The organism is Nocardiopsis dassonvillei subsp. dassonvillei DSM 43111 (assembly GCF_000092985.1).
GTDB lineage: Bacteria > Actinomycetota > Actinomycetes > Streptosporangiales > Streptosporangiaceae > Nocardiopsis > Nocardiopsis dassonvillei.
Map to the genome: position 1 here is coordinate 2,055,497 of NC_014210.1, position 13,345 is coordinate 2,068,841.

At 74.1% G+C, this 13,345-nt stretch carries 13 protein-coding genes and 1 pseudogene; 8 read left to right on the forward strand and 6 right to left on the reverse strand.

Features of this window, described 5'->3' with window-relative positions:
• Positions 1 to 155: 155 nt before the first annotated feature.
• Both pepE and NDAS_RS08360 read right to left on the reverse strand, forming a co-directional pair.
• A complete protein-coding gene (pepE, locus tag NDAS_RS08355; protein ID WP_013152719.1) occupies positions 156 to 914 on the reverse strand; it encodes a dipeptidase PepE in 759 nt (252 codons plus the stop codon).
• Between the two features lie 9 nt (positions 915 to 923).
• Complete coding sequence (locus NDAS_RS08360) at positions 924 to 1,775, reverse strand: IclR family transcriptional regulator (protein ID WP_013152720.1); 852 nt, start codon at positions 1,773 to 1,775, stop codon at positions 924 to 926.
• A gap of 216 nt (positions 1,776 to 1,991) precedes the next feature.
• On the opposite strand from NDAS_RS08360, the gene NDAS_RS08365 reads away from it, so the two are divergent.
• From NDAS_RS08365 to NDAS_RS08380, 4 genes are all read left to right on the forward strand, one after another.
• Entirely contained in the window at positions 1,992 to 3,641 is a 1,650-nt protein-coding gene (locus NDAS_RS08365; protein ID WP_013152721.1) for an OPT/YSL family transporter, read from the forward strand.
• A 14-nt stretch (positions 3,642 to 3,655) separates the two neighbouring features.
• Positions 3,656 to 4,363, forward strand: a complete 708-nt coding sequence (locus NDAS_RS08370; protein ID WP_013152722.1) for an AroM family protein — start codon at positions 3,656 to 3,658, stop codon at positions 4,361 to 4,363.
• The gene (locus tag NDAS_RS08375) at positions 4,360 to 5,025 is read left to right on the forward strand and encodes an aspartate/glutamate racemase family protein (protein ID WP_013152723.1); all 666 of its coding nucleotides are present in this window, start codon (positions 4,360 to 4,362) and stop codon (positions 5,023 to 5,025) included. The genes NDAS_RS08370 and NDAS_RS08375 overlap by 4 nt, the downstream gene beginning before the upstream one ends.
• Positions 5,026 to 5,183: 158 nt before the next feature.
• Entirely contained in the window at positions 5,184 to 6,134 is a 951-nt protein-coding gene (locus NDAS_RS08380; RefSeq protein WP_013152724.1) for a DUF1177 domain-containing protein, read from the forward strand.
• Between the two features lie 273 nt (positions 6,135 to 6,407).
• On the opposite strand, the gene NDAS_RS08385 is transcribed toward NDAS_RS08380, so the two are convergent.
• Complete coding sequence (locus NDAS_RS08385; RefSeq protein ID WP_013152725.1) at positions 6,408 to 7,457, reverse strand: NAD(P)-dependent alcohol dehydrogenase; 1,050 nt, start codon at positions 7,455 to 7,457, stop codon at positions 6,408 to 6,410.
• A gap of 440 nt (positions 7,458 to 7,897) precedes the next feature.
• Here NDAS_RS08385 and NDAS_RS08390 point away from each other — a divergent pair, with 440 nt between their 5' ends.
• The 4 genes and pseudogenes from NDAS_RS08390 to NDAS_RS08405 all read left to right on the forward strand — a co-directional run.
• Complete coding sequence (locus NDAS_RS08390; protein ID WP_013152726.1) at positions 7,898 to 8,815, forward strand: helix-turn-helix transcriptional regulator; 918 nt, start codon at positions 7,898 to 7,900, stop codon at positions 8,813 to 8,815.
• A gap of 210 nt (positions 8,816 to 9,025) precedes the next feature.
• Complete coding sequence (locus NDAS_RS08395; RefSeq protein WP_013152727.1) at positions 9,026 to 9,442, forward strand: DUF2255 family protein; 417 nt, start codon at positions 9,026 to 9,028, stop codon at positions 9,440 to 9,442.
• Between the two features lie 77 nt (positions 9,443 to 9,519).
• Complete coding sequence (locus NDAS_RS08400) at positions 9,520 to 9,954, forward strand: helix-turn-helix transcriptional regulator (RefSeq protein ID WP_013152728.1); 435 nt, start codon at positions 9,520 to 9,522, stop codon at positions 9,952 to 9,954.
• A gap of 20 nt (positions 9,955 to 9,974) precedes the next feature.
• Positions 9,975 to 10,376: pseudogene (locus NDAS_RS08405) on the forward strand (VOC family protein); the annotation flags it as partial.
• Positions 10,377 to 10,467: 91 nt separating this feature from the next.
• On the opposite strand, the gene NDAS_RS08410 reads toward NDAS_RS08405, so the two are convergent.
• From NDAS_RS08410 to NDAS_RS08420, 3 genes are all read right to left on the reverse strand, one after another.
• Positions 10,468 to 11,391 (reverse strand): RNA polymerase sigma-70 factor, encoded by a 924-nt coding sequence (locus tag NDAS_RS08410; RefSeq protein WP_041553109.1) that lies wholly within the window; start codon positions 11,389 to 11,391, stop codon positions 10,468 to 10,470.
• A 132-nt stretch (positions 11,392 to 11,523) separates the two neighbouring features.
• Positions 11,524 to 11,997, reverse strand: a complete 474-nt coding sequence (locus NDAS_RS08415) for a carboxymuconolactone decarboxylase family protein (RefSeq protein ID WP_013152731.1) — start codon at positions 11,995 to 11,997, stop codon at positions 11,524 to 11,526.
• A 253-nt stretch (positions 11,998 to 12,250) separates the two neighbouring features.
• Entirely contained in the window at positions 12,251 to 13,291 is a 1,041-nt protein-coding gene (locus tag NDAS_RS08420) for an SMP-30/gluconolactonase/LRE family protein (protein ID WP_013152732.1), read from the reverse strand.
• Between the last annotated feature and the right edge of the window lie 54 nt (positions 13,292 to 13,345).

Genomic DNA, 13,345 nt, shown 5'->3' on the forward strand with positions numbered 1-13,345 from the left:
GCGCGCTGAAGGGCGGTGTGGGCCGCGCGGGGCGGCGAGGGGCGGCGAGGGGCCGGGGGCGGGGCGCAGGGGACGGCATCGCCGTCTCCCCGTCCCGGCCCGCCGGACACGGCGCGGGGCCCCGCGCCCCTTCCCGGGGCCCCGCGCCGCGGACCCTAGACCGGCTGGTCGAAGCGGGGCGTGCGCGCGAACAGGTCGGTCACCTCGCCCGACACCTCGAAGGGGGCCGTGCCGCGGCGGAAGACGATCGCCGGGCCCGGCGCGTCCGGCTGCACCGCGGCGCCGCCCACGGTCGCGCGGACCACGTCCGACCCCGCGCCCCGCACGCGCAGGTGCGTCCCCTCGCGCAGGCCGAGGACGTCCACGTCGTTGGCCTCCAGGAACTCCGTCAGCCGGGTCTCACGGGTCTCGCCCTGGTGCGTGGACCGGGGGTCGGCGTCCAGGTAGTGCGGGTTGATCTGGAACGGGACGAACCCCAGCGCGGTGAAGGACGGCGGCTCCACGATGGGCATGTCGTTGGTGGTGCGCAGCGTGGGGGCGGTGATGTTGGTGCCCGCGCTCGCCCCCATGTAGGGCAGCCCGGCCAGGACGCGGTCGCGCAGGTCGTCCAGGAGCCCGGTGCGCTGGAGGGCGGCCACGAGGCGGAACGTGTTGCCCCCGCCCACGAAGACGGCCTGCGCCTCGTCCAGGACCCGCGCGGCCCCGGCGTCCGCCGGGACCCCCGTCACGCGGATTCCGCGCGCCGCGAAGGCCTCGGCCACCCGCGCGGTGTAGGCGCCGTGGTCGCCCCCCGCGAACGGCACGAACGCGACCGCGTCGCGGCCGTCGAGGAAGGCCTCCACCTCCTCCCACGCGTGGTCGAGGTAGCCCCGGCCGTGGTTGGTCGAGTTGGAGAAGAGCAGCAGCTCGGGCATGGTCCCCCTTCAGGGAGCGGTCGGGCGCGGGGAGGGGCGGGAGCCGTGCCCCCGCCTCCAGTTGCGCGTGGGCGGTGCCGGGCGGCGGTTGGACAGCAGCCCGGTGAGACCGTCGGCCGCGGCGCGCAGCGGCGCCAGGTGGTCGAGCAGGTCGTCGTCGTGGTCGGAGTGCTTGTTCTCCACCAGCGTCACGGAGCCGACCGGGCGCTTGCCGCCGAACACGGGGACGGCCAGCGCGCGGGACGCGGCGTCGTACTCGCCCTGGGAGAGCGCGTAGCCCTGCTCGACGGCCTCGTCGAAGAGCTCCTCGACCTGCTGTTCGTCGAAGGGCGTGAGGTCGGAGAAGCGGGCGGAGGGGCGCCCCGCCAGCAGGGCCCTGCGCTCCGCCGGGTCCAGGAAGGCGAAGTAGGCCCGGGAGGTGGCCCCGGCGTGGGCGGGGTAGAGCTCGTCGAGGAAGGGGTGGGAGCGGCGCGGGCCCTCCGAGCCGCCGACCGCGGCGATGCAGCGCACGTGCGCGCCGTCGGGGACGCAGAACAGGCAGGTGCGGCCGCTGGAGCGGGCCAGATCGGCGAGCAGGGGTTCGGCCAGGACGGAGAGGCCGCCCGAGCGCTCCCACAGCCCGGCCATGCGCCACATGGCGGGGCCCATGCTGTAGCGGCGCGTGTCGGGGTCGGCGCGCAGGAACCCCTTGCCCGCCAGGGAGGCCAGGAGGCGCTGGGCGGTCGACTTCGACAGGCCGAACTCGTCGGCGAGTTCGAGGACGCCCCAGCTCGTGCGGTACTCGTCGAAGCTGAGGAGGACGTCGAGCGCCCGGTCGACCGTCTGGAGCGGGCCGGTGCGTTCCGTGGAACCGGTGGACATGGAAGCCCACCCTACGTCCCGCGGAGGGACCGGCACCCCCGGCTTCGGGGATCGAAATGTGATCTTAACTCCCACATAGTGGGAAACCTTTGCCCCGGCGGGTGAACGGGAGGCAGCCTGGGCGTGACGGGCCAGGACGCGGCAGCCGCGCACCGCAGGCCTTTGACCAGCGACACTCCGTCCTCGACGGACGTGAGCCATCCCTGAAGGACACACATGGAACCGTCGGCACCTGGTTCGTCCACCGAACCGCAGACCCCGGGAAGCGCCCGCCACCCGCGCGCGTTCGAACCCGTCGTCGTCATCGTCACCGTCCTGGTGAGCCTCCTCGGGGCGGTGATCGGCATCCACATGATCACGACGCTCGGGGTCTCGCCCAACACCAGCGTCATCGGCGCGGTCGTGGCCATGCTCATCGGCCGGATCGGGTTCCTGGGGCTGCGCTCGATGCGCAACACCAACCGGCAGAACCTCATCCAGTCCTCGATCTCCGGCGCGACCTTCGCCTCGGCGAACTCCCTGCTCACCCCGATCGCCATCCCGTTCCTCTTCGGCCGCCCCGACCTGGTGTGGCCGATGCTGCTGGGCGCGTCCCTGGGCCTGCTCATCGACGTGTTCGTGCTCTACAAGGCGTTCGGCTCCCGGTTCCTGCCCGCCGACGCGGCCTGGCCGCCCGGGGCGGCGGCGGCCGAGACCATCAAGGCCGGTGACCGGGGCGGACGCCAGGCGGCCATCCTGGTGGGCGGCGGCGCGGTCGGGCTCGGCGCCTCCTTCCTGGGCATGCCGATGTCGGCGGCGGGCATCGCCATGATCGGCAACGTCTGGGCCCTGCTCATGTTCGCCGTGGGCCTGCTCGTCGCCCAGTACTCCCCGGCGGTCATCGGGATCGACCTCAACTCGATCTACGTGCCGCACGGCGTCATGATCGGCGCGGGCGTGGTCGCGCTGGCGCAGATCGTGGTCATCCTCGCCGGCCGCCAGAGCCGCAGGGAGAGGGAGCGCGAGGCCGCCCGCGACCGCGCCGCCCAGGACGACCCGTCCCTGGCCTACACCGTGGACCGCGCCACCCTGGGCCGGGCCCTGGGCTCGGGCTACGTGCTGTTCGCCCTCGGTGCCCTCGTGCTCGCGGTCACCGGCGGGATCTGGGCGGACATGAGCTGGCTGGGCATCCTCGGATTCGTCCTGTTCGCCGCCGTGGCCGCCCTGGTCCACGAACTCATCGTCGGCCTGGCCGCCATGCACGCGGGCTGGTTCCCCGCCTTCGCGGTCACCCTCATCTTCCTCATCCTCGGCCTGGCGCTGGGCATCCCCGGGGTGCCGCTGGCCCTGCTCGTGGGCTACTGCGCGGCCACCGGCCCCGCCTTCGCGGACATGGGCTACGACTTCAAGGCCGGGTGGGTGCTGCGCCGCGACCGCCGCCCCTACACCGCCTTCGAGCTCGACGGACGCCGCCAGCAGCTCATCTCCTCCATGATCGGGTTCGCCGTCGCCATCGGCATGGTCGCGCTGCTCTGGCAGGGCCTGTTCGAGGACGGCGCCGTGCCGCCCACCTCGATCGTCTACGCCGACACCATCAAGGCCGGGCTGAGCGACCCCTCCGTCCTGCTCCAGCTCGCCCTGTGGGCCGTGCCCGGCGCGATCGTGCAGCTCCTGGGCGGCCCCCGGCGCCAGATGGGCGTCCTGCTCGCCACCGGCCTGCTCGTGGCCACGCCCAACGCCGGATGGCTCGTCCTGGCCGGGCTGGCGATCCGCCTGGTGTGGGAGCGCCGCCGCGGCGAGAAGGGCGAGCAGGAGATCGCCCTGGTCGGCGCCGGGCTCATCGCCGGGGACTCCGTCCACTCCGTCGGCACCGTCTTCAGCCGCTGAACCCGGGAGGAACCATGACACGACTCGGAGTCGTCACCATCGGCCAGGCGCCGCGCACGGACCTGACCCCGGAGATCACCGCCCTGGTGCCCGAGGCCACCGTGGTCGAGCGGGGCGTCCTGGACGGCCTCACCCGCGACCAGATCGAGGCGCGGCCGGTCGCCCCCGACGACCACGCCCTCACCACCCGCCTCGCCGACGGCACCTCCGTCGTCCTGGGCGAGTCCCTGGTCATGGAGCGCCTGCCGGGACTGCTCGCCGACCTGGAACGCGAGGTGGACGCGGTGCTGCTCGCCTGCACCGGCGCCTTCCCGGAGCTGGAGCACACCAAGCCGCTCTTCGTGCCCGACCGGATGATCGCCTTCGGGGCCGCGGCCCTGCTCGGCGACACCGGGCGCCTGGGCGTCGTGTGCCCCCTGCCCGAGCAGAGGCGCGACACCGAGGCCAAGTTCGGCCGCCGCCTGCCCGCCGGGGCCCGGGTGCTCACCGACGTGTGCTCCCCCTACACCGGCACCCCCGACGGCCTCGCCGCCGCCGCACGGCGTCTGGCCGACGCCGGAGCCGACCTCCTGGCCCTGGACTGCGTCGGCTACACCGAGGAGATGCGCGCCCGCGCGGCCGCGGCCTCGGGCCTGCCGGTGGTCCTGGCCCGGTCGGTGTGCGTGCGCCTGGCCTCGGAGGTCCTGGACTCGCTCGGCGCGCGGACGGGGGCGGCGGCATGAGGATCGGCGTCATCCGGGTGGTCACCACCGACGACCGGGAGCAGCTCGACGCGCACGGCCGCGTCATCCGCGAGGAGCTCGGCGTGGACACCGTCTCGCGGTGCCTGCCCGACCAGCCCGACGGCGTGCACGACGACGCCACCTTCGCGCTCGCCTCGGCCAAGGTCGCCGACCTGGCCGCGCGCATGGAACGCGAGGACGGCGTGGACGCGCTGCTCGTCAGCTGCGCCGCCGACCCGGGCCTGGCCCTCGCCCGCGCCGCGGTCGGCGTTCCCGTCGTCGGCGCGGGGGAGGCCGCGGCCCGCCGGGCCCTGGAACTGGGCTCGAAGGTCGGCGTCCTGGACCTGACCACCCGCACCCCGGACTCGGTCACCTCCGTGCTCGGACCCGCCCTCGTCGCCGCGCTCGTGCCCGAGGGCGTGCGCCGGACCCACGACCTGCGCACCGACGCGGGCCTGGCCGCCTCGGTCCGGGCCGCCGAACGCCTGGTCGCCATGGGCGCGGACACCCTGATGTTCGCCTGCACCGGCATGACCACCATCGGCCTGGCCGCCCGCCTCACCGACCGGGTCGGCGTCCCCGTCGTGGACGCCGTCCGCGCCGGGGCGCGCGCCGCCGTGCGTGCGGCCGAAGGCGCGGCGGAGGGCCCGGCCCGGGGCTGAGCCCGAAACCGCGACAACACGGCAACGCGCCAACGCGACAAGCCGTGTCGCCCGCGCGCACAGGCCGCGCGGCGACCACCCGAACGACCGCCCCGGCCGGGGCGCCGACCGCGGCGCCCGGCCGGACCGGGCGGTCCACCACCTGAGAGAGGGAACCCATGTCCTGGAGCCACGTCATCGAGACCCACGACCTGCTCGACACCCCGACCGCCGACGGGGCGTCCGTGGCCGAGTACCTGCGCCGCCACGGCGCGGCCGACGGCGAGGTGCTCGTGGAGACCGTCGCGGGCGAGGGCGGGTCCACCGACTTCGTCCGGGTGACGATCGCCGGCACCGACGGCGCCGCCTCCGGCGGCTCCGCGCCCACCCTGGGCATCCTCGGCCGCCTCGGCGGCCTGGGCGCGCGCCCGGAGCAGATCGGCTTCGTCAGCGACGGCGACGGCGCCCTCACCGCAGTCTCCGCGGCGGCCAAGCTCCTGGACATGCGCCGCCGGGGCGACACCCTGCCCGGCGACGTCGTGCTGGCCACCCACATCGACCCCGACGCCCCGACCCAGCCCCACGACCCGGTCCCGTTCATGGGCTCGGTCGTGGACCAGGACGTCAGCAACCGGCACGAGGTCCTGCCCGCGATGGACGCGATCCTGTCCGTGGACACCACCAAGGGCAACCGGATCTGCAACCACCACGGCATCGCCATCACCCCGGCCGTCGTCGACGGGTGGATCGTGCGGGTCCCGGAGAGCCTGCTCGACATCGTCTCCCGCACCACCGGCCGCGCCCCGGTCGTCATGCCGCTGACCATGCAGGACATCACCCCGTACGGCAACGGCGTCTACCACGTGAACTCGATCCTGCAGCCGTCCACGGCCACCAGCGCCCCGGTCGTGGGCGTGGCCATCGTGACCGAGGAGGCCGTGGCCGGGTCGGCCACCGGCGCCACGGACCTGCGCAGCGTGGAGAGCGCGGTCCGGTTCGTCATCGAGACCGCGAAGGACTACGGCCGCGGCATCGCCCGCTTCGTCGACGCCGACGAGGTGCGGCGGCTCCAGGAGCTGTACGGGAGCATGTCCCACCTGCGCGGCGCGGGCGAGTCCGCCGCCTCCTGAGGCGCTGAGCCTCGGAGGTCTCGGGGGACGCCGTCCCGCCCGGGCCGCGGGGCGGGACGGCGTTCCCCGTTCCCCGGCAGGGCACGGCACGGGCCCGGACCGGTCGCCGGCGCCGGACCCGGCCCGGCTGGTCGGCGCGGCGAGGTCCCCGCCCGGTGGGGACGCCCACCGCGACGCCTGCGCCCGGGGGTCGGCGCTGTCGCGTCGCGGGCGGAGCCAGGAGATCGACGCGGCCCGCCGTACGTACCCCCCGTGCTCGGGCCCTCGGGGCGGTCAGGCACCGCCCAGGGTCGAGGCGTCGATGACGAACCGGTACCGCACGTCCGAGGCGAGCACCCGCTCCCATGCCTCGTTGATCTGGTCGGCGCGGACGATCTCGACCTCGGGGGCGATGCCGTGCTCGGCGCAGAAGTCCAGCATCTCCTGGGTCTGGGCGATACCGCCGATCTTGGAACCGGCGAACGAGCGGCGGTTCTCGAACAGCGTGAACAGCGTCACCGCCACCGGCTCCGGCGGCGCGCCCACGCTCACGATCGCGCCGTCCAGGGCCAGCAGGTTCAGGTAGGCGTCCAGGTCGATGGGCGCGCTGACCGTGTTGACGATCAGGTCGAAGGTGTTGGCCAGCCGCTCGAAGGTGTCCGGGTCGCTGGTGGCGTGGTAGTGGTCGGCGCCGAACCGCAGCCCGTCCTCGCGCTTCTTCATGCTCTGCGAGAGCACCGTCACCTCCGCCCCCATGGCGTGGGCGAGCTTGACCGCCATGTGCCCGAGGCCGCCCAGCCCGACCACGGCGACCTTCCTGCCCGGCCCGGCGTTCCAGTTGCGCAGCGGCGAGTAGGTGGTGATCCCCGCGCACAGCAGCGGTGCGGCCTTCTCGAAGGGGATGGCCTCGGGGACGCGCAGCGCGAAGTGCTCGTCCACGACGATGCGCTGGGAGTACCCGCCCTGGGTCACGGTCCCGTCCCGGTCGGTGCCGTTGTAGGTGTCGGTGAACCCGCGCAGGCAGTACTGCTCCACACCGGCCAGGCAGTTCGCGCACTCCCGGCAGGAGTCGACCATGCAGCCCACTCCCACCCGGTCGCCGACCTTGTGGCGGGTGACCTCGGAGCCGACCTCGGCGACCACACCGGCGATCTCGTGCCCCACGGTCAACGGGTAGGGGACCTCGCCCCAGTCCCCGCGGACGGTGTGGATGTCGGAGTGGCAGATCCCCGCCCAGGCGATGTCGATCAGGACGTCCTTCGGGCCGACCTCCCTGCGCTCGATCGTGCCCGGCGCCAGGGGCGCGGTCGCCGACGAGGCCGTGTAGGCGTGAACGAGGGACATGGATCTCCTCAGAAGAGTTCGTGTTGGACGCGCGTCGAACCCCGTACGAGGGCGCGGTCAGCCCTTCGGGCACGGGTCGACGGGGACGGCCGGCCGCGCATGCCGCGTCGGCCGCCTCCGGCAGTCAAACACCCCGACGACGCGTTTGGGAGGTTCTGTCAGTGCCCGTCACGGCAGTGCCCCCTTCCGGTGCTTCGCCGTCCTTTCCCGGAGGGCGGCCTCCCGGGGCCCGGCGGGTCCGGGACCGAGGCGGGCCGCGCCGCCGGCGGCGCGCGTCCGCGTCCGCCGCCCGGCGGATCCCCCCGGAGCGGCCCGCGGCGTCGAACGCCTCCGCCCGGACCGCCACCGGCGGACCCCGTCCGGCGGCCGAGGGAGTTCCCCCTGTTCGGGGTAACGACAGGACCTCCCACGAGCGTGTTCGGCTTCCTAGCCTGGAGGACATGGACCACCGCAACCAGATCCGGGACTTCCTCTCCACCAGACGGGGGAGGATCACCCCCGAGCAGGCGGGACTCGTCGCCTTCGGCGGCAACCGGCGGGTGCCGGGCCTGCGCCGCGAGGAACTCGCCATGCTCGCCGGGGTGAGCGTGGACTACTACACCCGCATCGAGCGGGGCAACCTCAAGGGCGTCTCCGAGAGCGTCCTGCACGCCCTGGCCGAGGCGCTCCGGCTCGACGACGCCGAGCGCGCCCACCTGTTCGACCTGGCGCGCACGGCGGGGGAGGCGCCGGGCAGGCCCCGACGCCGGTCGGCGCGCCAGCGCGTGCGGCCCGGCGTGCAGCGGATCCTCGACGCGATGACCGGCGCACCGGCGGTGGTGCAGAACGGGCGGCTCGACATCCTGGCCGCCAACCGGCTCGGCCGCGCCCTGTACGCGCAGGTCCTCGACATGTCCGGGCGGCCCGCCAACTACGCGCGGTTCGCCTTCCTGGACCCCCGCGCGCGGGACTTCTACCCCGACTGGGAGCGGGCGGCCAACGACACCGTCGCCGTCCTGCGCACCGCTGTCGGACGCGACCCCTACGACCGTGCCCTGTCGAACCTGGTGGGAGAGCTGTCCACGCGCAGCGAGGACTTCCGGACCCGGTGGGCGGCGCACAACGTCCACCAGCACCGCACGGGCACCAAGACCATGCACCATCCCGTCGTGGGCAGGCTGGAGCTGGGCTTCGAGGCCATGGAACTGACCGCGGACCCCGGCCTGTCGCTCTTCGCCTACAGCGCCGAGCCTGGCTCGCCCTCCGCGGAGGGACTGGACCTGCTGGCGAGCTGGGCCGTCACCTCCGAACGCGAGCGGGACGGGGCCCCGGCGGCCGACGGCGACCCGGCCGCCTCCTCCCCGCGTTCGGACACCTAACGTGTCCGGAGCCGCCGGGGGAGCCCGCGGCCCCCGCTCCCGGACCGGGGAACAGACGGACGACCTCGCCCCCCCGCGGGGGCCCGTTCGCCTTCGCCCCCGAGGTGTCCGCGTGCGGGTCCGCCGCGACCGGACCCGACCGCCGAGACCGCGGCCCTGCGGGGCACGGCGGACCCACCACACCCGACCCGAGGAGGGGAAAGCAGCACGATGACGACGTGGACGAGTGAGGAGCTCGCCAGGATCACGGACGCGGAGGAGCTGCGGCTCGCGCCCCTGCGCGTCGACGGACGGCCGGACAGCCGCGGGCGCGTCTGGGTCGTGCGTGACGGCGACGACCTCTACGTCCGCTCGCTGAGCGGGCGCGTCTCCGACTGGTACCGGAGCACCCGGGTGCGCCCCAGGGGACGCGTCCGGGTCGGCCGGGTCGCCAGGAACGTGGTCTTCGTCGACGCCGACCCCGGCCTCAACGACCGGATCGACGCCGCCTACCGCGCCAAGTACGGTCACTACGCCACCAGCCACCTCAGGGCCATCACCAGCCCCGAGGCGGCAGCCACGACCCTCCGTCTCGTGCCCTACCCCGACTGCCGCCGGTCCGGCTCCCGACGGCACGCGGGCCGCTGAGGGCCGCGTCCGGGTGCGGCGCCCCCGCCCTGTGCAGGGCCGGTCCGCCCCGGGCGCGGCGTGGGATGATGGCGTCCATGGTCGACAGGGACGCACGGGAACAGCGGTTGCGCGACATCGCCGCCATCCGCCGTGTCCGCGACAGGATCGACCGCGAGTACGCCCAGCCCCTCAACGTCGAGGCGCTGGCCCGCGGGGCGCACATGTCGGCCGGACACCTGAGCAGGGAGTTCCGCCGCGTCTACGGTGAGTCGCCGTACTCGTACCTGATGACCCGGCGGATCGAACGGGCGATGACGCTGCTGCGGCGCGGGGACCTCAGCGTCACCGAGGTCTGCTTCGCGGTGGGCTCGTCCTCGCTGGGCACGTTCAGCACGAGGTTCACCGAGCTGGTCGGCGTGCCGCCGAGCGTCTACCGCCGCGACCACTCGCGGGCGGCGGCGGGCATCCCGCCCTGCCTGGCCAAACAGGTGACCAGACCGGTCAGGAATCAAGAAGCGCGCTCCCCGTAGCCGGACCTAGCGTTGGGGGCATGGACATCACCATTCACCACGCCTTCCTGCCGCACACCGACGCCGAGGCCGCCCTGGGCTTCTACCGCGACCTCCTCGGGTTCGAGGTCCGCAACGACGTCGGCTACGAGGACATGCGCTGGATCACCGTCGGGCCGGTCGGACGGCCCGCGACCTCCATCGTGCTGCACCCGCCCGCCGTCGACCCCGGCGTCACCGAGGACGAGCGCCGCACCGTCCTGGAGCTGATGGCCAAGGGCACCTACACCGCGATCACCCTGGCCACCGACGACCTCGACGGCCTCTTCCAGCGCCTGGAGGCGGCCGGGGCGGACGTGGTCCAGGAACCCATCGACCAGGACTACGGGGTCCGCGACTGCGCCTTCCGCGACCCGTCCGGCAACCTCGTGCGCGTCAACCAGACCATACGGCCCCCCGCACGACCCTGCGGCCCGGCCTTCGGCCCGCCCACCGGTCGAGGCCGGTCCGATCGGGTCCGGTCCCGGCCGGGGGTCAGCGCGACCGCTTCCGGGCCCGCCTCACCTCGCGGTCCACGGCCCAGGCGTCGGCGACCGGGCCGAGGTGGCCCAGTTTGTCGGGGTTGATCACCCCGCGCACGGTCTGGACCCGCCCGTCGAGCACATCCAGGACCAGCGCCTGGAGGACCCGGCCGTCCCGGTCGCGCAGGAGCGCACCGGGCTGGCCGTTGACCTCGTGCGGCTCCAACGACACGCCGATCCCCAGCAGCTCGGGGAAGACCGTGCCCAGCAGACGGGCCACGCCCGCCGCGCCCGTGACGGCCCTGGCCAGCTGCGGGGCCCGGCCGCCGCCGTCCCCGACCAACTGCGCGTCGGCGGCCAGCAGGTCCCGCAGGCCGTCCACGTCGCCGTTCTCCAGCGCGTCGAAGAAGCGCGTCGCCAGCTCCCGCTGCTCGCGACGGTCCGCCGCGAACCGCGGCCGCCCGGTCGCCATGTGCCGCCGCGCCCGCACGAGCAGCTGTCGGCACGCCGCCTCCGAACGCCCCACCGCCGCGGCGACCTCGTCGAACCCGAAGGCGAACACCTCCCGCAACAGGAACACCGCCCGCTCCAGCGGGCTGAGCCGCTCCAACAGCAGCAGCGCCGCCATCGACACCGAGTCGGCCAGCTCCACCGACCGCGCCGGGTCCTGGTAGGGGTCGCTCAGCAGCGGCTCGGGGAACCACGGGCCGACGTACTCCTCCCGCCGCACGCGCGCCGAACGCAGCACGTCGATCGAGATCCGGGTCACCGCGGCCGACAGGAAGGCCCTGGTCGACGCGGGGCGGGTCGTCGAGCGGTCGAAGCGCAGCCATGTCTCCTGCACCGCGTCCTCGGCCTCGCTCACGCTGCCCAGGATCCGATAGGAGATCGAGAACAGCAGCGGCCGCAGCTCCTCGAAGTCCTCCACCTTGCCCACGCCGACCCGCCCCTCTCCCAAGCCCTTCCGCCCGGCCGTACTCCCCGGTACGGGCGGCTCGCGCCGACCGGTCCGCCCCCGGGCCCGGGGCCGGAACCCGAAGTCCGCAGCCGCCGGGCCCCGTGCCGGAACCTAGTGGAACTGCCCGGGCTCGTAGCTTCCGGCGGGCTGCCGGGTGATGATGTTGAGCCGGTTCACGGCGTTCATGAACGAGACCAGCATGACCAGGGCGGTGAGCTGCTCCTCGTCGTGGTGCTCGGCGGCGCGCTCCCACACCTCGTCGCTGACCCCGCCCGCCGCGCCCGCGACCCGGGTGCCCTCCTCCGCCAGCTCCAGCGCGGCGCGCTCGGCGTCGGTGAAGACCGTGGCCTCCCGCCACGCCGCGACCAGGTTCAGCCGCACGGCGGTCTCACCGGCAGCGGCGGCGTCCTTGGTGTGCATGTCCAGGCAGACGGCGCAGCCGTTGATCTGGCTCACGCGCAGCGCCACCAGTTCCTGCGTCGCCTTCGGCAGCGCCGAGTCCCTGAGGGCCCTGCCCACGGACATGAAGGGCTTGACGGCCCTGCCCGCGGCCGGGCTGGTGAAGTAGTCGAGTCTCGCGTCCATGGGGTGCTCCTTCGCGGTCGTCGTCGGTTACACCCCCTGAGACGAGACAGCCCGACAGCCTGTGACACGGGTGGTTGTGACCCGGGTCTCCTGTGGGTTCGGGGGTTGGCTGACGTGCCCCCTGGGGCGGGACGGCCCGTCGCCCCGCCACCTGGACGCGCGTGACCCGGGCCCTCCCGCCCGGGAGCCGGTCGACGTGCTCCCGGGCGGGCCGCGCGACCGGTTCCGTCCCTTCCCCCGCGGGGGCGGACGGTCAGCCGCCGTTGGACTGGCGGATCCCCTCGGCGAGCGCGTCGAAGGAGTAGACGAACCCGCCGTCGTCCCCGCTGACGGTCATGTAGGCGTCGGTCGTCCCCGGTGCGATGGCCACGTTGGTGGCCGAGTACAGCCCCTCGGCGGCGTCGGCCGGGACGCCGACCGTCGCCAGGTGCTCACCGAGCGGGCTGTACACGAAGATGCGCGGCTGGCCGTGGACGGCCTGGTAGAGGTTGCCGTCGGCGTCCACCGCGATGGAGTCGATCCGGCTCGTGCCTCCGTCGAAGTACAGGGCGGCGTGGGAGGTCTCCACCTCGGTGCCGTCCTCGTTCAGCGCGTAGTGGTCGACGCGGTTGGCGCCGTACTGGCCGACCCACAGCCCCGAGAAGTCCGCGGTGAACGAGATGCCGTTGGGCGCGGGCAGCTCCTCGGCCAGGACGGTCGCCTCCGCGGTGTCGCGGTCGACGCGCACGACCCTGCCCCGGGCCTCCCACGCCGGACCGTCGAACCCGGCCGAGTCGCTGACGTACATGTTCCCGGCCTCGTCGAAGGCCAGGTCGTCGGGGTTCATCGGCGCTCCGTCGACCTCCCCGGAGAAGAACGTGGTGTGGTCCTCGCCCTCGGGGGTGATGCTGTCGATCTTCCCACCGGCGAAGTCGGTCAGGTAGAGCCGGTCGTCGTGCGGACTGAACTGCGCGGAGGTGTAGGCGCCGGTCTCGTCGGTGAACACCGGGGTCACCTCCCGGGTTCCGGTGTCCACCCGGAGCACCTTGGGCTCCCCGGCGGGGGCGGTGACGTCCACGACGAGCAGGCGTCCGTCGGCGTCGAAGGTCGGGCCTTCGAGCAGGGTCATCCCCGTCTCCTCGTGGACGGAGGTCACCTGGACCAGGAGTTCGGCGGTGCGCTCGGTTCCGCCGTCCTGGCCGTCCTCGCCGGTGGCGGCGGGGGCGGCGCATCCGGCCGCCGCGCCGGTCAGGGCCAGTGCGGCGAGTGCGCGGGCGGCCACCGTTCGTCGCGGCCTGGGGCAGTGCTGTTCCATACGTTTCCCTCGGGGTCTGGGATCAGGTGTCTGGGGTCCGGGAGCGTGTTCGGC

Excerpts from the sequence above, each read along its gene's own strand:
- NDAS_RS08420 (WP_013152732.1), bottom strand. The coding sequence starts at position 13,291 with ATGGAACAGCACTGCCCCAGGCCGCGACGAACGGTGGCCGCCCGCGCA.
- NDAS_RS08370 (WP_013152722.1), top strand. The coding sequence starts at position 3,656 with ATGACACGACTCGGAGTCGTCACCATCGGCCAGGCGCCGCGCACGGAC.
- NDAS_RS08375 (WP_013152723.1), top strand. The coding sequence starts at position 4,360 with ATGAGGATCGGCGTCATCCGGGTGGTCACCACCGACGACCGGGAGCAG.
- NDAS_RS08400 (WP_013152728.1), top strand. The coding sequence starts at position 9,520 with ATGGTCGACAGGGACGCACGGGAACAGCGGTTGCGCGACATCGCCGCC.
- pepE (WP_013152719.1), bottom strand. The coding sequence starts at position 914 with ATGCCCGAGCTGCTGCTCTTCTCCAACTCGACCAACCACGGCCGGGGC.
- NDAS_RS08380 (WP_013152724.1), top strand. The coding sequence starts at position 5,184 with ATGTCCTGGAGCCACGTCATCGAGACCCACGACCTGCTCGACACCCCG.
- NDAS_RS08385 (WP_013152725.1), bottom strand. The coding sequence starts at position 7,457 with ATGTCCCTCGTTCACGCCTACACGGCCTCGTCGGCGACCGCGCCCCTG.
- NDAS_RS08365 (WP_013152721.1), top strand. The coding sequence starts at position 1,992 with ATGGAACCGTCGGCACCTGGTTCGTCCACCGAACCGCAGACCCCGGGA.
- NDAS_RS08360 (WP_013152720.1), bottom strand. The coding sequence starts at position 1,775 with ATGTCCACCGGTTCCACGGAACGCACCGGCCCGCTCCAGACGGTCGAC.
- NDAS_RS08415 (WP_013152731.1), bottom strand. The coding sequence starts at position 11,997 with ATGGACGCGAGACTCGACTACTTCACCAGCCCGGCCGCGGGCAGGGCC.
- NDAS_RS08395 (WP_013152727.1), top strand. The coding sequence starts at position 9,026 with ATGACGACGTGGACGAGTGAGGAGCTCGCCAGGATCACGGACGCGGAG.
- NDAS_RS08390 (WP_013152726.1), top strand. The coding sequence starts at position 7,898 with ATGGACCACCGCAACCAGATCCGGGACTTCCTCTCCACCAGACGGGGG.